We start from the raw sequence: 17,863 nt of genomic DNA on the forward strand, positions 1-17,863 counted from the left end.
AAACCCCCAAAAACTTGCAATTTACTGCAATGACGCCCAGGCAGAAGATGCGCGGCAGAACAAGGAGACACCGACATGCAACGCCGCCAACTGCTGCTGACCGCTTCCGCGGCCTCGGCCACCCTCGCGATGCCCCGCTTCGCGATCGCGCAGGACTTTCCGAGCAAGCCGATCCGCTACATCGTGCCGGTCGCCGCTGGCGGCGGCAACGACATGATCGCCCGCGTGGTCGCCGAACGCTGGGGCCGCGCGCTGGGCCAGCCATTCGTGATCGACAACCAGAGCGGCGGCGGCGGCGTGGTGGCCTGCCAGAACACCGCGCGCGCCGCGGCCGACGGCTACACGCTGATGCAGGGCTATGTCGCGACCCACGGCACCACGCCCGCGACGCGCCGCGTGAGCTACAACGCGATCAAGGACTTCACGCCGATCGGCATGATCGGCGCCACGCCCAATGTGCTGGCCATCAATGCCGACGTGCCCGCCAAGACGGTGGCCGAGTTCGTCGACTACGTGAAGCGCAACCCCGGCAAGGTGAGCTACGGCTCGGCCGGCGCGGGCTCGCTCACGCACATGACGATGGAGCTGTTCAAGCAGGAGACCGGCGCGGTCATGGTGCACGTGCCGTACCGCGGCATCGCGCCGGCCATCAACGACGTGCTCGGCGGCCAGACCCAGGCCATGTTCCCGGGGCTCGCGGCGGCGCTGCCGCACCTGCGCTCGGGCCGCATGCGCGCGCTGGCCGTCACCGGCAGCAAGCGCAGCGCGCAGCTCAAGGACGTGCCGACCATGGACGAGGTCGGCTTCAAGGGCTTCGACGCGATGCAGTGGTACGGCTCGGTCGGCCCCGCGGGCATGCCGGCCGACGTGGTGCGCCGCCTCAACGAGACCCAGGTCGCGGTGCTCAAGGCGCCCGACCTGGCCGAGAAGCTCGCCAGCGAGGCCGTCGAGCCCTGGCCGATGACGCCCGACCAGTTCGGCAAGTACATCGGCTCGGAGATCGCGCGCTGGACCGCGCTCGCCAAGGCCCGGAACATCCAGCTCGACGAGTAGGTCCGGCCGGCTTCCCCTTTCTCTTTCTCAACGCAACCAGCAAGAACTCCAGTGGCCCGCAACACGCACGTTTCCGCCGACACCTCGGCCCCTCCCGTCACCGCCATCCTGGCCCGCTTCGTCGCCACGCACCCGTCGCGCGGCTGGAGCGACGCGGTCGAGCGCGAGGCGCACCGCACTTTCTACAACTGGCTCGGCTGCGCCATCGGCGCCGCGCGCCACGAGGCGGCCGAGGCCGCGATCGCCGCCGTGCGCATGCTCGAGCCGGCGCCGCAGGCCAGCGTGCCGGGCCGCGCCGACAAGGTCGACATGGCGAGTGCCGCGCTGCTCAACGGCATCACCTCGCACACCTTCGACTTCGACGATACGCACCTCAAGACCATCATCCATCCGGCCGGCCCGGTCGCCTCGGCACTGCTTGCGCTCGGCGAGCACCGCGGGGCCTCGGGCCGCCAGCTGATCGACGCGCTGGTGCTCGGCATCGACGTGGCCTGCCGCATCGGCAACACCATGTACCCCGACCACTACGACCGCGGCTGGCACATCACGGGCTCGACCGGCATGCTCGGCGCGGCCGCGGGTTGCGCGCGGCTGCTGGGGCTGGACGAACACCGCACGGCGATGGCGATCGGCATCGCGGCCTCGCAGCCCGTGGGGCTGCGCGAGCAGTTCGGCACCATGACCAAGCCCTTCCATCCGGGCGCCGCGGCGCGCGCGGGCCTGATGTCGGCGCTGCTCGCGAGCCAGGGCTTCACGGCCAGCGAGCGGGCGCTCGAGGCGCCGCGCGGCTTCGTGCAGGTGGCCTCCGACAAGCGGGCCTGGCACGAGGTCACCGACGAACTCGGCGAGCGCTTCGAGATCTCCTTCAACACCTACAAGCCCTTCGCCTGCGGCATCGTGATCCATCCGAGCATCGACGCCTGCGTGCGGCTGCGCGCGCAGGGCATCGCGCCCGAGGACGTGGAGCGCATCGAGCTGCGCGTGCATTCGCTGGTGCTCGAGCTCACGGGCAAGAAGGAACCGAAGGATGGGCTGCAGGGCAAGTTCAGCGTCTACCACGGCTGCGCCGTCGGCCTGATCCATGGCCGCGCCGGCGAGGAGGAGTTCTCGGATGCAGTGGTCAACGACCCGCGCGTGGTCGCGCTGCGCAACCGGGTGCAGGCGGTGGTCGACGACGGCATCGCGGAAGAATCGGTGCACGTGAGCGCGCTGCTGCGCGACGGCCGGCGCGTCGAGGTGCAGGTCGATCATGCGATCGGCTCGATGCACAACCCGCTCTCCGATGCGCAGCTCGAGGCCAAGTTCGACGCGCTCGCGGTGCCGCTGCTCGGCGCACAGCGCTCGGGCCGGATCACCGAGGTGTGCCGCACGCTGGCCGCGCTGCCCGACCTGCGCACGCTGACGGCATTGACCGCGCCGTCGGCTTGAACGGGAGGCACGCATGACGAACCAGAGCATTGCATCGCTTCGCATCGGTATCCTCGACGGCGACGACATCGGCCACGAGATCGTGCCGGCCTCGGTCGACATCGCGCGCGCGGCCGCCGAGCTGCACGGCGTGGCCATCGACTGGCATCCGTTGCCGATCGGCGCGCGCGCGCTCCAGACCCACGGCCACACCCTGCCGCCCGGCACGCTCGAGACCCTGCGCACGCTCGACGGCTGGCTCCTCGGGCCCATCGGCCACCGCGCCTATCCCAAGGGACCGAACGCGATCAATCCGCACCCGATCCTGCGCAAGACCTTCAACCTGTTCGCCAACGTGCGGCCCACGCGCTCGTACCCGGACATCGGTTGCCTGCACGACGGCGTCGACCTGGTGATCGTGCGCGAGAACAACGAGGGCTTCCAGCCCGACCGCAACATGGTCGCGGGCTCGGGCGAGTTCCGGCCCAACGACGAAGTGACGCTGTCGGTGCGCGTGATCACCCGCACCGGCAGCCGGCGCGTGGCGCGCGCGGCCTTCGAACTCGCGCGCCAGCGCCGCAAGCACCTGACCTATGTGCACAAGGACACCGTGTTCAAGCTCGGCTGCGGCATGTTCGTCGAGGAGTGCAGGAAGCTCGCCGAGGAGTACCCCGACGTGCGCGTCGACGATGTGATCGTCGACACCTTCGCGATGCGGCTGGTGCGCGATCCGCAGAGCTTCGACGTGGTGGTCACGACCAACATGTTCGGCGACATCCTGTCGGACGAGGCGGCCGGCCTGGTGGGTGGCCTGGGCATGGCGCCGGGGCTGTGCATCGGCGACGGCGACATCGCGATGGCGCAGGCCACGCACGGCTCGGCACCCGACATCGCGGGCCAGGGCATCGCCAATCCCTACGCGATGATCGAGTCGACGCGCATGCTGTTCGACTGGCTGGGCCACAGCCGCGGCAACGAGGGCGCGGTGCGTATGGCCGCATCGATGTCGCGCGCCACCACGGCCGCGCTCGCCGATCGCGCGGCGCGCACCGGCGACATCCGCGGCAGCGGCAACACGGTGGCGTTCACGCAGGCCGTGCTGCGCAACCTGAGTGCTTGAAGGGAAATCTCTCGATGACCGAAACGACCACCATGCAGTCCTTCTGGATGCGGATGAGCGAGGCGGGCGGCGTGCTCGAGCAACGCGAGGTGCCGGTGCCCACCGCGGGCCCGGGACAGTTGCTGGTGCGCCTGCATGCGGCATCGCTCAACCGCGGCGAGTTCCTGGCCGGCCACGGCGCTTCGGGTGCCTGGCGCCCGGCCGGCGGGGAGGGTGCGGGCAGGGTGGTCGATGTTGGAAATGCCGTTAGTGGATTTCAAGTCGGCGATCGCGTGATGGGCCGCTGCGCCGGGGCCTTCGCGGAGTACGCGCTGATGGAAGCGGCTGAGGCCATGGCCGTGCCGCAGGCGCTGTCGTGGGAAGAGGCCGCGAGCATTCCGCTGGCCTTCCTGGTCGCGTTCGACATGCTGGTGCTGCAGGGCCGGCTGCAGCCCGGCGAATGGCTGCTGGTCAACGGCGTGTCCTCGGGCGTCGGGGTGGCGTCGCTGCAACTGGGCAAGGCGCTCGGCGCGCGCGTCATCGGCACCTCGGGGTCGGCCGACAAGCTCGCGGCCCTCGCGCCGCTGGGGCTCGATGTCGCGCTGCCCACCCGCGCCGCCGATTTCGCGCCGGCCGTGCTGCGGGCCACCGGCGAAAAGGGCGCGAACCTCGTCGTCAACACGGTCGGCGGCTCGGTGTTCGCCGAGAACCTGCGCGCGATGGCCTTCGAGGGGCGGCACGCGACCGTGGGCCATGTCGACGGCGTGCTGCATGCCGAGCTCGACCTCGAGGCCCTGCATGCGCGGCGGCTCACGCTGTTCGGCGTCTCGAACAAGCTGCGCACCAAGGCCCAGCGCGCCTCGGGCGTGCCGCGTTTCGTCGCCGAGGTGCTGCCGCTGTTCGCGGCCGGCCGCATCCGGCCGCGCATCGATCAGGTGGTGGCGTTCGCCGAGCTGCCGGCGGCCAAGGCGCGCATGGAGGCCGGCGCGCACATCGGGAAGATCGTGCTGCGCCTGCCGGGAGCGGACTGAGACTCAGGGCACGGCGGCGAGCAGCGCCACGCCGGCCCCTTCCAGTTCGTCGGCCAGGACGACTTGCGCCACGAAGATCGTGGCTTCCTCGAAGCGCAGGGCCGCGGTCGCGTCGAACAGCTCGGCGACCACGGCATCGGCCTGCGTGCCGGCGGGAAGATCGAAGATGCCGTTGCCCGCGATGCTGTCGATGACCTGCTGGCGCCCCGACTGCATGGCCAGGGCGAGAGACTGGACGCAGAGGCTGCTCAGGTCGGGTTCCTCCGCCAGGTACTTGAAGGCGTACTCGATGTCGGTGTTCGCGACCCGCGCGACCCATCGTCCTTGCCCGATCTCGAGAATCAGCAGGTCGTTCATGACTTGCCTCCCGTGTAGTCGCTGATGGTCACGGTCAGGTCGAGCGCCGTGTGCCACGACTGCGCGCGGCCGATGGCCGCGAGGCCGCCGACGTGCCCGTCGGCGAAGAAGGTCCTGGGGTCCGACGGATCCGACCCCGAGCGCGCCCATTGCGGATCCCTGCCGGGGTTGTTGTCCCAGCACACGTCCCAGTACGGACGCTTGCCCATGCCGAAGACCTGCACCGGCGCGACGATCCGCACGCCGAAGCGCACCGGGATCTCGGGGCTGTACCAGGTGACGTAGGCGTTGTTGGCGCCGTCGGCGATCCACGAGAACGCGATCTGGCAGATGTCGAGCGTCTCCATGCCCGAACGGGCCTTGAGCACCGGCCCCGGCGAGGAGGTCACGCTGCCGAACGCGAAGTCCTTGGTGTAGCCGGTGACGTCGCGCCGGAGCTCGAACTTCGAGTAATTGACGAAAGTGATCTTGATCTCGCCGCTGTCGACGGCCGCGCTCGGGACCAAGGCCGCGTTGGCGACGATGTCGGGCGATAGATGCATGTCGGTCATGGAATTGCTCCTCCTGCTCTGCAATCGGCCAGTGCGATGGTGCGAAGCGCGGGCCCGCTTTTCTCTCGTGAGGGAGCGCGGCATTGCGCCGGTCCCGGTGAGTGGCCGAGGAACTCGCCGGGACATCGCGGCAAGCGTAGGCAGGCCGGTCGATGCGGGGAATCCCCGAAACCAAGTAAAGGCCCGGGCGGGTGGGGCGAGACCTACGCGATCGACATCGATGCGGCGACGCGGCGGCCCAATGTGAAGCCGATCTCGTTGCGGCCCGCCGTGCGACGCACGAAGGTCTCGCCCCCATGCATGCGCGCAATGGCCCGCACGATCGCCAGCCCGAGCCCGAAGCGCTCGCCCGTCCGGGGCCGCGAGCTGTCGCCGCGCCAGAAGCGCTCGAACATGTGCTGCCGCACTTCTTCCGCGATCGCATCGCCGGGGTTGGAGACGGTGATGCGCGCGCCCTCCGGCAGCGCCTCGATCCGCAGCCCGATCACGGCCTCCTGCGGCGCATGCCGCGATGCGTTCGTCAGCAGGTTCACGAGCGCGCGGCGCAGCAGCACGCGGTTGACCGGCACCGAGGCATCGCCCTCGATCTCGAGCCGCTGGCGCTTCTCCTCGAGGAAGACCTCGACGAACTCGCCGACCTGCCGCGCCTGCTCGCCCAGCGAGAGCTCGCGCAGGTCCTCGGCCGCGTCGCCGCGGTCGGCGCGCGCGAGGAACAGCATGTCGTTGACCATCGAGCCCAGCGTGCGCAGCTCCTCGAGGTGCGACTCGAGCACCTCGCGCATCTCGTCCCGGGGCCGGTCGCGCGCGAGCGCGAGCTCGGCACCGTTGATCATGATGGCCAGCGGCGTGCGCAGCTCGTGCGCCACGTCGGCATTGAAGCCCTCGAGCTGGGTCCATGCATCCTCCATGCGCGCCAGCACCTCGTTGAAACGCAGGGCCAGCGGCAGCAGCTCGGTGCTGTCGGCCGGCAGGGTCAGACGCTGCGACAGCCCGCCGGGGTGTATCACCGAGGCCTCGCGCGACAGGTCCGCGAGCGCGCGCAGGCCGCGCCGCGTGGCGATGGCACCGAGCGCCACGGTGCACAGCACGCCGAGCGCGCCGACCAGCAGGCCGTAGTTGTCGTAGCGCTCGAGCATCTCGGCGCGCGGCCGCGGGTCCATGCCGATCAGCACCTGCGCACCGGGGAAGATGGCGTGCTCGTCGAGCCGATAGTGCGCGCCGCGCAGCACCACGCCGTCCTGCCGCTGCAGCCAGACCTTGTTGCCCTCGCCGCGCAGCGTGGGCGGCATCGGCTCGGCGCCGTAGAGCATCTCGCCGTCGCGCGCGATCAGCCACACGTTCCAGCGGTAGCGCCCGCCCACGCTGGTGGCCGCGAGGTGGCGCCGCAGCATCGGCAGGTCGGCCGGCGTGCGCACCTCGTCGATGAAGTGCTGCACCACCTCGGTCTTGCCGCTGAGGTCCGAGCGCTCGTCGGCGATCAGCACCTGCTCGAGCGCCTTGTGCAGCAGGTAGCCGGTGGCGGCGAACACAGCGACCGCGACCACCGCCAGCATCAGCACCAGGCGCGCGGAGATCGACCCGAAGCGCACCCGCGGAGCCTTCACGCGGACTCCAGCACGTAGCCCATGCCGCGCACGGTGCGCAGCATCGGGGTCTCGAAGGGATCGTCGAGCTTGGCGCGCAGGCGGCGCACCGCCACTTCGACCACGTTGGTGTCGCTGTCGAAGTTCATGTCCCACACCTGCTCGGCGATCACGGTGCGCGACAGCACCTCGCCGCGGCGCCGCATCAGCAGCGCCAGGATCAGGAACTCCTTGTTGGTGAGCTCGAGCGCCTGGCCGCCGCGCGAGGCCTTGCGCCGCGCAAGGTCCAGCTGCAGGTCGCCCAGGGTCAGCGTGGTGGGTTCCGAGGTGCCGCCCGAGCGCACGCCGCGGCGGCGCAGCGCGGTCAGGCGCGCCAGCAGCTCCGAGAACGCGAAGGGCTTGACCAGGTAGTCGTCGGCGCCGTCCTGCAGGCCGCGCACGCGGTCCTCGACCTGGTAGCGCGCCGTCAGCATGAGCACCGCCACGTCCTTGGTGGCGCGGATCGCCTTGAGCACCGCGAAGCCGTCGAGGCCGGGCAGCATCACGTCGAGCACCACGATGTCGTACTCGCCGTTCACCGCGAGATGACGGCCGTCGATGCCGTCGGCCGCGACGTCGACGACGTAGCCGTTCTCGGTGAGTCCCTTGCGCAGGTAGTCCGCCAGCTTGGGATGATCTTCGACGACGAGCACGCGCATGGGGTGTCCTTCCGCGGGGGCGTCGCCGCGGTGCCGCAGTCTAGCGCCGGCCCTGCGCCGCCTGCACGATCAGATCGGCCACGGCCCGGGGCTGCGACAGCAGCGACACGTGGCTGGCGTCGAGCTCGACGGTGCTGGCCTTCATGCGCTGGGCCATGAAGCGCTGCAGCTCGGGGTCGATGGTGCGGTCCTGGCGCGAGACGGCGTACCAGGTCGGCTTGTCGTGCCAGGCCGCCACGGTGGTCCTGGCGGTGGTGATGGCGCGCGCGAAGGGCTGCTGCACCGCGTAGTAGGCCAGCGCCTCGGCCGGCGGCAGGTCGCCCGCGAAGTCCTTCAGGAAGGCCGGTTGGCTCAGCGAACCCCAGCCGTTGGTGTCCCACTGCAGGCCGGCACCGGCGGGCGCGGCGGCGAACTTGCGCGTGAGAGCCGGGTAGTCCTCGCCGGCATCGGGCGCGCGCGCCGCGATGTAGACCAGGCCTGCCACGTGCGGGTCGGTGCCGGCCTCGCTGATCACCATGCCGGCGTACGAATGGCCGACCAGCAGCGTGGGGCCGTCCTGCTGCGCCAGCACGCGTTTGACCGCGTCGACGTCGTCCTGGAAGCCGCTCAGCGGGTTCTGCACCGAGGTCACGTGCAGGCCCTGGGCCTGCAGCAGCGGAATCACCTTGCCCCAGCTCGAGCCGTCGGCATAGAGGCCGTGCACCAGCACCACGTTGTGGACGGCGACCGGCGCCGGGGGCGCGGTCTGCGCACTGGCGGCGGCCACGGAGAAGACACCGGCGAGGGCGATGGCCGCGATGCGGCCCATGAGGGTTCTGCGATGCATGAAAGGCTCCAGGTTCTGGCGGCGCCGGTTGCGGCGCCGCGGGGTCATGCAGTGACGACCGGCACTGCTCTGGAGCGGACTGTGGCGCCAGGCCATCGACCTGGATCGCACATTTCGATTACAAAAATGTCATCTGGCCGGTGCCAGCCGCTGCAGCATCGCGTGCCAGGCCCGCTGGTCGGGATCGGTCTGCCCCTTCATGCGGTTGCCGTCGCCGCTCTCGAGCTGTCGCAGCGTCTTCTGGCGGATGGCCTCGGGGATCGCGCGCACGGGCCGCCCGGTCGAGAGCACCGCGATCTGCGCCCGGCAGGCCTTCTCGAGCGCGAGCATGGTCAGCACCGCATCCGCCACGCTGCGCCCCACGGTCAGCAGGCCGTGGTTGCGCAGGATCAGCACCTTGGCGGTGGCGCCGAGATCGGCCACCAGCCGCTCGCGCTCGTCGAGGTCGAGCGCGATGCCCTCGAAGTCGTGATAGGCCACGCGCTGGTGGAACAGCAGCGACCACTGGTTGAGCGGCAGCAGCCCTTCCTCGAGCGTCGACACCGCCACGCCGGCCACCGTGTGGGTGTGCAGCACGCAGGCGGCATCGTGGCGCGCCGCATGGATCGCGCTGTGGATGGTGAAGCCCGCGGGATTCACGTCGTGCGGCGAGTCCTCGAGCTGGCGGCCCTCGAGGTCGATCTTCACCAGCGAGCCGGCCGTGACGTCGCGAAACAGCAGGCCGAAGGGATTGATCAGGAACTGGTTCTCGGCGTCGGGCACGCGCGCGGAGATGTGCGTGTAGATGCTGTCGTCCAGGCCGTGCAGAGCGATCAGCCGGTAGGCGGCCGCGAGGTCGCGGCGCACCGCGATCTCGGCCTGCGAGCGGCCTGCCGCCGCCGCGTCCGCCGCATAGGCACCATGCAGGGGTGTCATCGTTCGCGCTCCTTCGTCTCAGGAGATGGCGCAGGCCTTGGCCTGGCGGATCACCGCCTCGTGGTCGTAGCGGTCCACGCGTTCGGCGAAGCCGGGCGTGCGGATCACGAAGGTCTCGGGCGCCACCTTCCTGTCGATCACCTTGTTGTCGAACAGGAAGTCCTGCATGCGCTGGAAGGCGGCCGCATCGACGCGGCCCCAGGCCTGGCCGCCGTCGAGCCGCCGTGCCTTGTCCATCGACCCGACCACCGCCGCCACCAGCCGATCGTCGTTGCGCGCCAGCGTGGCCTCGTCGGCGCCGGTGGGCTTGCTCTGCGGGAAGCGCTTCCAGTGCAGCTGGCGCGCGCACTGCGGATTGGTGGCGGTGAACAGGCTGGCCTTGGCCACGCCGCGCGCGATGGCCTCGACCATCGCCGGGTCGCTGTCGATGGTGCGCTGCGTGGTCGCGAGGCTGAAGTCGGCGAAGGTCTCCCAGGCGGGGTCCGACAGGTAGCGCAGCCGGCCGCCGGCATTCTCGAAGCCCACCAGCGCCGTGTGCCAGAACATCAGCCCCTGCACCCGGTTGGCGCGCAGCGCCTCCAGCGCGGGCGCGCCGGTGCCCACGGCGACGATGGTCACGTCCTTGTCGGGATCGAGGCCGCCGGCGCGCAGCAGCGCCTTGAGCATCGGCAGGCCGCCGCTGGCCAGGCTCACGATGCCGATGTTCTTGCCCTTGAGGTCGGCCACCTTCGCGACCGGTCCGTCGGCCTGCACGCCCACGGCCCAGTCGAGCACGTTGTTCACGCTGATCGCGCGGATCGGCAGGTTGTTCGTCACGTTGGCCTGGATCAGGGCGCCCGCGCTCATCTGCGACAGCGCGATGCTGCCCGCGGCGAGCTGCTGCACCGTCTGCAGCGAGCCGGGCGTGGCCACCACCTCGACGTCGTAGCCCTCGTCGCGCCAGTAGCCGAGCGCCAGCGGCATCATGAGCCAGGGATAGGCCGCGTTGAGCACGCTCACGCCGCCGACGGCCAGCGTGACCTTCTTCAGGGGCTTGGTGCTCTGGGCCGATGCGTGCAGCGCGCAGGCCAGGAGCAGCAGCAGGAAGGCGCGCAGGCCGCTGGCGAGGATGCGAGTGGTCATGAGAACTCCAGGGTGAAGTGCGAAGGGAAACCGGGGCTCAGGCGCCGAGCGTGGCGTCCTGCTGCGTCTCAAGCCAGAACACGACCCGCTTGCGGGCGTACTTCATGACCGCATGCAGCACGATGCCCATGGCCGACAGCAGGATGAGGATGGCGAACATGCCCGCCGTGTCCATCGAGAAGGTGCGCTGCAGGATCAGGTAGCCCAGCCCCGCCTGCGCGCCGACGAACTCGCCGACCACCGCACCGATCACCGACAGCACGATCGACACGTCGAGGCCCGCGAAGACGTAGGGCAGCGCATGCGGCACGCGCGCCATGCGGAAGATCTGCCAGCGCGTCGCGGTGAAGGCCCGCAGCAGCTCGATCTGGTCCGCCGGCGCCGCGCGCAGCCCGACGATGGTGTTGGCCAGCGCCGGAAAGAAGGCGATGGTGGCGGTGATGATCACCTTCGAGGTCATGCCGTAGCCGAACCAGATCACGAACAGCGGCGCGATCGCCACCTTGGGGATGGTCTGGAACGCGACGATGTAGGGATAGAGCGTCTTCTCGACCAGCACGAACTGCGACACCAGCGAGCCCAGCACCAGCCCGAGGCCCGCGCCGACCGCGAAGCCCGCGAGCGTCTCGTAGGCGGTCACGCCGAAGTGGTAGGTGAAGGCGTTGGAGATCAGCCCGCTCCACAGCGCCAGCGCGACCGCCGAGGGCGGCGGCACCACGAGCGCGGAGACGTCGAGCGCGCGCACCGCGAGCTCCCAGCCGCCGACCACGACGACGAACAGTGCGATGGCCAGCGGGATCTCGGGGCGGGCGATGCGCCGCGCGGGAGGCGCCGAAGGCACGGCGGGCAGCACGGTGGAAGCGGTGCGGGTGTTCATGCGTCGAGTGCTCCGAGCGAATGGAAGTGCCTGCGGATGGCCGAGACGTAGCCGCCGAAGCGTTCCGAATTGATCATCTCGAGCCGCCGCGGGCGCGGCAGGTCGATCGGCAGGATCTCGGTGATGCGGCCCGGCCGCGGCGACATCACGACCACGCGGTCGGCGAGGAACACGGCCTCGGGGATGCTGTGCGTGACCAGCACCACCGTCTTGCCGCTCTCCTTCCAGATACGCAGCAGCTCGAGGTTCATGGTCTCGCGCGTCATCGCGTCGAGCGCGCCGAAGGGTTCGTCCATCAGCACGAAGGCCGGGTCGTGCACCAGCCCGCGCGAGATGCCCACGCGCTGCTGCATGCCGCCCGAGAGCTCGGACGGGTACTTGCCCTCGAAACCCTCGAGGCCCACCAGCTTGAGCAGCGCACGGGCGCGCGGCTCGTAGACCTTGCGGTCCAGGCGCTGGATCTCGACCGGCACCATCACGTTCTCGAGCACCGTGCGCCAGGGCAGCAGCACCGGTGCCTGCAGCACCACGCCGACGTCGCGGCTCGGTCCGTCGAGCGGGATGTCGCGCGCCTTCACCGAGCCCGAGCTGCGTCGCAGCGTGCCGGCCAGGATCTTGAGCAGGGTGGACTTGCCGCAGCCGCTGGGCCCGACCACGGTGACGAACTCGCCGTCGGCCACCGAGAGGTTCACGTCCTTCAGCGCGTCGATGTCCACGCCGTCGCGCGTGAGGTAGCGTTTGTTGAGTCCAGAGATCTCGATCATGGTGCGTGCCTTTCGAGGTGCGCCCGGCCCGGCCTCACTGCGGGCCTTCGAGCGCGAAGCGCGCGTCGCGCCACTTGAAGGCGGCCTTCAGGCCCTGCGCGCCGGCCACCTGGAAGAACTCGTCGGCCTCGGCCGATTCCGCCATCAGCACCAGCGTGAAGACCTCGGCGCCGTAGTCGATGGTGGACTGGAAGCCGCGCATCTCGTAGGCGCGGTTCAACCCCATCTTGTTGAGCTGCATCGCGGGCGGCGGAATCATCGACAGCCTGGTCGCCAGCCGCCGGGCCTCGGCCAGCAGCTGGTCGGCCGGCACTACGCGATTGGCCAGGCCGATGCGCTGCGCCTCCTGCGCATCCACGCGGTCGCCGGTCAGCAGCAGTTCCTTGGTCTTCTTCATGCCCAGCACCCAGGGCATGATCGCGTAGGGCGGGGCCGACTTGAACTGGATCTCGGGCTCGCCGAACTGCGCGGTGTCGGCGGCCAGCGTGATGTCGCAGACCATCGAGAGGTCGCAGGCGCCGCCGAGGCAGAAGCCGTTGACCGCCGCGATCACCGGCAGCCGCGAGCGCCAGATGCGCGACCAGGTGTCGTTGCCCAGCTTCACGTGCTCGCGCCAGTCCTGCACGGTGGTGAACGGCTCCTCGCGCGGGCTGAGGTCGAAGCCCGCGCTGAAGGCGCGACCGGCACCGGTGACGATGAGGGCGCGCACGGCCGGGTTCGCCTCGAGGCTGTCGAGCGCATGCTGCATCTCGAGCAGCAACTGGTCGTCGAGCGCGTTCATCTTCTCGGGACGGTCGAGCGTGAGCGTCGCGATGGTGCCGTCGATGGCGAGCTGGATGGCCTGGTAGTCCATGGGTACTTCCTTTCAGTTGAGCGTCGGTCCGCGCAGCTCGACCAGGGCGTCGAGCACGCGCACGCCCTGTCCCGCGGCAAGCACGGCGACCGGGTTGATTTCGATGGCCTCCACGAGGTCCGCATAGGCCGCGGCGATCTCCGACAGCCGCACCATCAGGGCCTCGAGGGCCGCGGCGTCCGCGGGTGCCGCGCCCCTGAAGCCGTCGAGCAGCGCCGCCGCCCGCGTCGCGCGCAGCATCCGGTGCGCGCGTGCCGGGCTCACCGGTGCCAGCGCCAGCACCGAATCGCGCACCAGCTCGACCCAGATGCCGCCGGTGCCGACCACCAGCGCGGGACCGAAGGGCGCGCGCCGCGAGGTGCCGGCGATCATCTCGATGCCGCCGCGCACCATCTCCTGCACGGCCACGCCGCGCAGGCGCGCCTGCGGCTGGTGGCGGCTCACGTCGGCCAGGATGCGGTCGAAGGCCGCGCGCACCGCGGCGTCGTCGGCCAGGCCCAGCGCCACGCCGCCGGCCTCGGTCTTGTGGGCGATGTCGGGCGACTCGATCTTCATCACCACCGGATGGCCGATCTCGCGCGCGGCGGAGACCGCCTGCTCGGCGCTGGTGCACAGGCGCTCGCGCGTCGTCGCGATGCCGTGGTCGGCGAGGAAGCGCTTGGCCTCGCCTTCCGACAGGGGCTCGCCGCTCGCGAAGCGGTCGCGCCAGGCGGGCTGCGGCTGCGAGAACGCGGGCTCGAAGGCCGGCTCGGGCTGCCAGCGATGCCAGGCGAGCCAGTGCGCGATCGCCTGCAGCGCGGGGCGCGCGCCCTGCAGCGCCGCGACGCGCGATGCATGCAGCGGCGCAACCACCTCCGCATGCATGCCGCCGCCGACGTTGCTGTAGAACAGCACGGGCTTCGAAAGTGCCTGGGCTGCCTGCGCCGCCGCCTGCGCGATCAGCCGGTAGTTGCCGGCCGCGCGTTCGCCGATGCCCGGCGGGCAGTCCTGCGAGATCGCGAGCACCGCCACGTCGGGATCGGCCGCGAGGATGTCGACGCATTGCCGGTACAGGCTGCCATCGGACACCGCTGCGCCGGTCACGTCGAGCGGATTGCTCGGCGTGGCGAACGAGGGCAGCACCGCGGCCAGGCGTTGCAGCGTGGTCGCGGCCGGCCTGGCGAAGCGCAGGCCGGCGGCTTCGCCGAGGTCGCAGGTCAGCGCGATCTCGCCGCCGCTCACGTTGAGCACCGCCACGCCGTCGCCCCGTGGCGCCCGGGCGCCGCTCTCGAACAGCACGCAGGTCTCGACGAACTCGTCCATGTCGTTCGCCACCACCACGCCGAGGCCGTGGAAGAAGTCGAGGTAGGCCTCATCGGAGCCGGCCAGCGAGCCGGTGTGCGCGGCGGTGGCCGCGGCGCCCTGGCTCGAGCGGCCCACGCGCAGCAGCACGATGGGCTTGCCGGCCGCGCGCATCAGCCGTGCGGCACGCGCGAAGCCTTCGGGGTCGCGCACGGTCTCCATGAACACCGCGGCGAGCTTCACCTTGGCTTCGCCCGCGAAGTGGGCGAGGTAGTCGTGGATATCGAGCACCGCCGCGTTGCCGACCGAGACCATGTGGCTCAGGCCCAGGCGCCCGGTGCCGCCGAGCGCGATGCAGGCCGAGCCCGAATGCGACACCACCGCCACGCCACCGGCGGGCAGCGGGTCGGGCGGCGGCGCGCTGTAGAGCGCGGTGCGCGCATGCACGTCGATCAGGCCGAGGCAGTTGGGGCCGCACACCAGCAGGCCGGTCCGCGCATGCAGCTCGGCGAACTGCCGCTGCAGCGCCGCGCCCTCGGCGCCGAGTTCGGCGAAGCCGCTCGCGAACACCACCGCCGACTTCACGCCCTGGGCCGCGGCATCGCGCAGCGCGCCCATCACCTTGTCGGCCGACAGCGCGACCACGGCGCAATCGGGCACGCGCGGCAGCGAAGCCAGGTCGGGGTAGCAGCGCATCCCCTCGACCTCGGTGGCCGTCGGATGGATCGGGTAGATCTCGCCCGCGTAACCACCGTCGCGCAGGTTGCGCGCGACATAGGTGCCCATGGCGTCGGCGCGCGGCGAGGCGCCCAGCACCGCGACGGCGGCGGGTCGGAACAGCGCCTGCAGGTTCATGCTCATGCGCGGCTCCCGGCGATGTGCGACGCATTGACGTCGACGCAGATGCGGCCGCGCACCTCGCCGGCCATCAGCTTGTGCGCATGCGCGATCACCTGCGACAGGCCGATCTCGTGGACGATGTCGTCGAGCCGCAGCGCATCGAGCACATGCGACAGCCGCTGCCAGGCGCTGATGCGCTCCGCGCGCGGCGCCATCACCGAGTCCACGCCGCGCAAGGTCACGCCGCGCAGGATGAAGGGCGCGACCGAGGCCGGGAAGTCCAGCCCCTGCGCCATGCCGCAGGCCGCCACCACGCCGCCGTAGCGCGTGGCCGCGCAGGCATTGGCCAGCGTGTGGCTGCCGACCGTGTCGACCGCTGCGGCCCAGCGTTCGCGCGCCAATGGCTTGCCGGGTGCGGCGAGTTCGGCGCGGTCGATCACTTCGGCGGCGCCCAGGCTTTTCAGGTAGTCGGCCTCGGCGGCACGGCCGGTCGAGGCCACCACGCGATAGCCGAGGTGGGCCAGCAGCGCGACGGCGATGCTGCCCACGCCGCCCGCGGCGCCGGTCACCAGCACCTCGCCCGCGCCGGGCCGCACGTGATGGCGCTCGATGGCCTGCACGCAGAGCATCGCGGTGTAGCCGGCGGTGCCCAGGGCCATGGCCGAGCGCGAATCGAGCCGGTCGGGCATCGGGATCAGCCAGTCGCTCTTCAGCCGTGCGTACTGCGCGAGGCAGCCGAACCAGTGTTCGCCCACGCCCCAGCCGTTGAGGATCACGCGGTCGCCGACGCGGAACTCCTCGCTGTCGCTGGCCTCGACCACGCCGGCGCCGTCGATGCCGGGAATCATCGGCCACTGGCGCACCACCGGACCGCGGTTCGCGATGGCCAGCGCGTCCTTGTAGTTGAGCGAGGAATGCTCGATGCGCACGGTCACGTCGGCCTGCGGCAGGACGGACCGGTCGAGCTCGACCTCGGCGGCTGCGAAGCCGCCTTCAGGCCGGGACAGATGGATGGCTTTGAACACGTGGGCTCCTGCTTTTTGCTGCACTGCATCGAAAAACTCGATGGACACAGCGCGATGGGAAGCGCCACTCTATGAGCGAGGTCCGCTCTACTCAAGATCAATAAACGTCGATACGCGTTCTCTTTATTAGCGCATTGAAGGCGCGGCTCGGCGCCGCATGCCGGCCCCGTTCAGCGTTCGCTGCGCGCCTGCAGCACCGCGGCCACGCTCTCGAGCAGCGTGAGGCTGGCCACCGACAGATGGCGTCCCTTGCGCACGCAGCACGACACCGCCTGCTTCTTCACGCGCGTGTCGCGGATCGGCACGAACACCGCATGCGGATAGTTGGGATCGAGCCCGTGCAGGTACTGGCTCACGATCGCGATGCCCAGTCCCGCCGAGGCCGCGCTGCGCATCATTTCGTAGGAGTCGGTGGTGAGCGCGATGCGCGGCTGGATGCCGACGCTGGCGAACATGCGGTCGATGGTCGGGCGCAGCGCCATGCTCTCGTGCGGCATGATGAAACCGTAGGGCGCGCAATCGGCCAGCCGCACCGAGCTCTTCGAGGCCAGCGGATGCTGGCGCGGCACCATGATGCAGGAGCCCACGAGGCAGCGCGCCTGCACCTGCAGGCCCGCATGCGGCGCGACGTTGTAGGCGATGATGAGATCGACCTCGTCGGCCATCACCATCTCCACCAATCGGGGCGACGCGGCCACCAGCAATTCGAAGGTGACCTGCGGATGCCGCTGGTTGAACGGCGTCAGCGTCTCGCGCAGCAGCTCGCGCGCGAAGCCCTCGTTCACGCCCATGCGGATGTTGCCGCGCTTCAGGCCCTTGAGGGCATCGATCTGGGTCTTCGCCGCATTGAGCTCGTTCGCGATGGTGCGCACGTGCAGCAGCAGGATCTCGCCGGCGGCCGTGAGCTTGAGCCCCGAGCGGCCGCGGCCGCGTTCGAACAGCGGCGCCTCGACCTCGTCCTCGAGGTTCTTCACCTGCCGGTTGATGGCCGAGGCCGCGACATGCGTGACCTCGGCGGCCTTGCGGAACGAGCCGGCCTTCGCCACCTCGCGGAAGTAGTGGAGCGCGGTCGGGTTCTTGAGCTGGGCGGAAAATTCGCGGGACATCGCGGGCCTCCTGGAAATCCTGTGGCGAGGCCGATGCTATGCGCAGACGTCCGGGCGCTATTCCGCGAGCCGTTTCTTTCCGGCCTGGGCCTTCTGGCGGCGGGGCTTGTCGGCGCGGCGCTTCTCCACGGCCGAGGCCATGCCCGCGGCCTCGGGGCCGAGGGCCCGCAGCCGCCGCACGTGGACCGCGGCGGCGCTGCGGCTGCGCAGGAACAGGAAGATCATGGCCGGGGGCCCGATGCGATGGACGCGCTCAACGCCCCGCCAGCGAGAGCGGCCGCATGTCCCGCCAGTTCGCCTCGATGTAGGCGCTGCACGCGGCGCGGTCGGTGGTGGGCAGGGCCACGCGCCAGCCGGCGGGCACGGCGATGAAGGCGGGCCACAGCGAGTGCTGGCCCTCGTCGTTGACCAGCACCTGGAAGCTGGCGTTTTTGTCGTCGAAGGGATTGGTCATGGCGGTTCTTTCGATGGGATG

The 17,863-nt window shown here is 70.5% G+C and carries 19 protein-coding genes; 4 read left to right on the forward strand and 15 right to left on the reverse strand.

Annotated elements, in window-relative coordinates:
• Positions 1-75 precede the first annotated feature (75 nt).
• From AC1HIL_RS38040 to AC1HIL_RS38055, 4 genes are read left to right on the forward strand one after another with little or no spacing between them, the layout of a single operon-like run.
• Positions 76-1,053, forward strand: a complete 978-nt coding sequence (locus AC1HIL_RS38040; protein ID WP_296724501.1) for a Bug family tripartite tricarboxylate transporter substrate binding protein — start codon at positions 76-78, stop codon at positions 1,051-1,053.
• 51 nt (positions 1,054-1,104) lie between these two features.
• Entirely contained in the window at positions 1,105-2,481 is a 1,377-nt protein-coding gene (locus AC1HIL_RS38045) for an MmgE/PrpD family protein (RefSeq protein WP_479668600.1), read from the forward strand.
• Between the two features lie 13 nt (positions 2,482-2,494).
• Positions 2,495-3,580 (forward strand): isocitrate/isopropylmalate dehydrogenase family protein, encoded by a 1,086-nt coding sequence (locus AC1HIL_RS38050; RefSeq protein ID WP_479668599.1) that lies wholly within the window; start codon positions 2,495-2,497, stop codon positions 3,578-3,580.
• 14 nt (positions 3,581-3,594) lie between these two features.
• Positions 3,595-4,590, forward strand: a complete 996-nt coding sequence (locus AC1HIL_RS38055) for a quinone oxidoreductase family protein (RefSeq protein ID WP_479668598.1) — start codon at positions 3,595-3,597, stop codon at positions 4,588-4,590.
• A gap of 3 nt (positions 4,591-4,593) precedes the next feature.
• Here AC1HIL_RS38055 and AC1HIL_RS38060 read toward each other — a convergent pair whose 3' ends face one another.
• From AC1HIL_RS38060 to AC1HIL_RS38130, 15 genes are all read right to left on the reverse strand, one after another.
• Positions 4,594-4,947: a hypothetical protein gene (locus AC1HIL_RS38060; RefSeq protein WP_057591022.1), complete on the reverse strand. Its 354-nt coding sequence runs from the start codon at positions 4,945-4,947 to the stop codon at positions 4,594-4,596.
• Positions 4,944-5,498: a hypothetical protein gene (locus AC1HIL_RS38065; RefSeq protein WP_479668597.1), complete on the reverse strand. Its 555-nt coding sequence runs from the start codon at positions 5,496-5,498 to the stop codon at positions 4,944-4,946. Before AC1HIL_RS38065 ends, AC1HIL_RS38060 begins: the two co-directional genes overlap by 4 nt.
• Before the next feature lie 203 nt (positions 5,499-5,701).
• Entirely contained in the window at positions 5,702-7,102 is a 1,401-nt protein-coding gene (locus tag AC1HIL_RS38070) for a heavy metal sensor histidine kinase (protein WP_479668596.1), read from the reverse strand.
• The gene (locus tag AC1HIL_RS38075) at positions 7,099-7,779 is read right to left on the reverse strand and encodes a heavy metal response regulator transcription factor (RefSeq protein ID WP_479668595.1); all 681 of its coding nucleotides are present in this window, start codon (positions 7,777-7,779) and stop codon (positions 7,099-7,101) included. Before AC1HIL_RS38075 ends, AC1HIL_RS38070 begins: the two co-directional genes overlap by 4 nt.
• A gap of 40 nt (positions 7,780-7,819) precedes the next feature.
• A complete protein-coding gene (locus AC1HIL_RS38080; RefSeq protein ID WP_479668594.1) occupies positions 7,820-8,605 on the reverse strand; it encodes an alpha/beta fold hydrolase in 786 nt (261 codons plus the stop codon).
• Between the two features lie 129 nt (positions 8,606-8,734).
• On the reverse strand, positions 8,735-9,520 hold the full coding sequence (locus AC1HIL_RS38085; protein WP_479668593.1) for a class II aldolase/adducin family protein: 786 nt from the start codon (positions 9,518-9,520) through the stop codon (positions 8,735-8,737).
• A gap of 18 nt (positions 9,521-9,538) precedes the next feature.
• Positions 9,539-10,642 carry an ABC transporter substrate-binding protein gene (locus AC1HIL_RS38090; protein WP_479668592.1) on the reverse strand — a complete coding sequence of 368 codons (1,104 nt, stop codon included), beginning with the start codon at positions 10,640-10,642 and terminating at the stop codon, positions 9,539-9,541.
• Between the two features lie 37 nt (positions 10,643-10,679).
• A complete protein-coding gene (locus AC1HIL_RS38095) occupies positions 10,680-11,519 on the reverse strand; it encodes an ABC transporter permease (protein WP_479668591.1) in 840 nt (279 codons plus the stop codon).
• Positions 11,516-12,283, reverse strand: coding sequence for an ABC transporter ATP-binding protein (locus tag AC1HIL_RS38100; protein WP_209542205.1), 768 nt, complete (start codon positions 12,281-12,283; stop codon positions 11,516-11,518). Before AC1HIL_RS38100 ends, AC1HIL_RS38095 begins: the two co-directional genes overlap by 4 nt.
• 34 nt (positions 12,284-12,317) lie before the next feature.
• Positions 12,318-13,136: an enoyl-CoA hydratase/isomerase family protein gene (locus AC1HIL_RS38105; protein ID WP_479668590.1), complete on the reverse strand. Its 819-nt coding sequence runs from the start codon at positions 13,134-13,136 to the stop codon at positions 12,318-12,320.
• Between the two features lie 12 nt (positions 13,137-13,148).
• Positions 13,149-15,278: an acetate--CoA ligase family protein gene (locus AC1HIL_RS38110; RefSeq protein ID WP_479668589.1), complete on the reverse strand. Its 2,130-nt coding sequence runs from the start codon at positions 15,276-15,278 to the stop codon at positions 13,149-13,151.
• Positions 15,275-16,282, reverse strand: coding sequence for an acrylyl-CoA reductase (NADPH) (gene acuI / locus AC1HIL_RS38115; RefSeq protein ID WP_479668588.1), 1,008 nt, complete (start codon positions 16,280-16,282; stop codon positions 15,275-15,277). The genes AC1HIL_RS38110 and acuI overlap by 4 nt, the downstream gene beginning before the upstream one ends.
• Before the next feature lie 170 nt (positions 16,283-16,452).
• A complete protein-coding gene (locus AC1HIL_RS38120; protein ID WP_209542202.1) occupies positions 16,453-17,388 on the reverse strand; it encodes a LysR family transcriptional regulator in 936 nt (311 codons plus the stop codon).
• A 57-nt stretch (positions 17,389-17,445) separates the two neighbouring features.
• A complete protein-coding gene (locus tag AC1HIL_RS38125) occupies positions 17,446-17,613 on the reverse strand; it encodes a hypothetical protein (RefSeq protein ID WP_479668587.1) in 168 nt (55 codons plus the stop codon).
• Positions 17,614-17,641: 28 nt separating this feature from the next.
• Positions 17,642-17,842: an MbtH family protein gene (locus AC1HIL_RS38130; protein ID WP_479668586.1), complete on the reverse strand. Its 201-nt coding sequence runs from the start codon at positions 17,840-17,842 to the stop codon at positions 17,642-17,644.
• Positions 17,843-17,863: the final 21 nt, after the last annotated feature.

It is taken from the genome of Variovorax sp. ISS6 (assembly GCF_056523145.1).

What these genes read in the sequence shown, in the direction of transcription:
- AC1HIL_RS38040 (WP_296724501.1), top strand. Translation starts at nt 76, where the DNA reads ATGCAACGCCGCCAACTGCTGCTGACCGCTTCCGCGGCCTCGGCCACC.
- AC1HIL_RS38050 (WP_479668599.1), top strand. Translation starts at nt 2,495, where the DNA reads ATGACGAACCAGAGCATTGCATCGCTTCGCATCGGTATCCTCGACGGC.
- AC1HIL_RS38055 (WP_479668598.1), top strand. Translation starts at nt 3,595, where the DNA reads ATGACCGAAACGACCACCATGCAGTCCTTCTGGATGCGGATGAGCGAG.
- AC1HIL_RS38060 (WP_057591022.1), bottom strand. Translation starts at nt 4,947, where the DNA reads ATGAACGACCTGCTGATTCTCGAGATCGGGCAAGGACGATGGGTCGCG.
- AC1HIL_RS38065 (WP_479668597.1), bottom strand. Translation starts at nt 5,498, where the DNA reads ATGACCGACATGCATCTATCGCCCGACATCGTCGCCAACGCGGCCTTG.
- AC1HIL_RS38075 (WP_479668595.1), bottom strand. Translation starts at nt 7,779, where the DNA reads ATGCGCGTGCTCGTCGTCGAAGATCATCCCAAGCTGGCGGACTACCTG.
- AC1HIL_RS38080 (WP_479668594.1), bottom strand. Translation starts at nt 8,605, where the DNA reads ATGCATCGCAGAACCCTCATGGGCCGCATCGCGGCCATCGCCCTCGCC.
- AC1HIL_RS38085 (WP_479668593.1), bottom strand. Translation starts at nt 9,520, where the DNA reads ATGACACCCCTGCATGGTGCCTATGCGGCGGACGCGGCGGCGGCAGGC.
- AC1HIL_RS38090 (WP_479668592.1), bottom strand. Translation starts at nt 10,642, where the DNA reads ATGACCACTCGCATCCTCGCCAGCGGCCTGCGCGCCTTCCTGCTGCTG.
- AC1HIL_RS38095 (WP_479668591.1), bottom strand. Translation starts at nt 11,519, where the DNA reads ATGAACACCCGCACCGCTTCCACCGTGCTGCCCGCCGTGCCTTCGGCG.
- AC1HIL_RS38100 (WP_209542205.1), bottom strand. Translation starts at nt 12,283, where the DNA reads ATGATCGAGATCTCTGGACTCAACAAACGCTACCTCACGCGCGACGGC.
- AC1HIL_RS38105 (WP_479668590.1), bottom strand. Translation starts at nt 13,136, where the DNA reads ATGGACTACCAGGCCATCCAGCTCGCCATCGACGGCACCATCGCGACG.
- AC1HIL_RS38110 (WP_479668589.1), bottom strand. Translation starts at nt 15,278, where the DNA reads ATGAGCATGAACCTGCAGGCGCTGTTCCGACCCGCCGCCGTCGCGGTG.
- AC1HIL_RS38120 (WP_209542202.1), bottom strand. Translation starts at nt 17,388, where the DNA reads ATGTCCCGCGAATTTTCCGCCCAGCTCAAGAACCCGACCGCGCTCCAC.
- AC1HIL_RS38125 (WP_479668587.1), bottom strand. Translation starts at nt 17,613, where the DNA reads ATGATCTTCCTGTTCCTGCGCAGCCGCAGCGCCGCCGCGGTCCACGTG.
- AC1HIL_RS38130 (WP_479668586.1), bottom strand. Translation starts at nt 17,842, where the DNA reads ATGACCAATCCCTTCGACGACAAAAACGCCAGCTTCCAGGTGCTGGTC.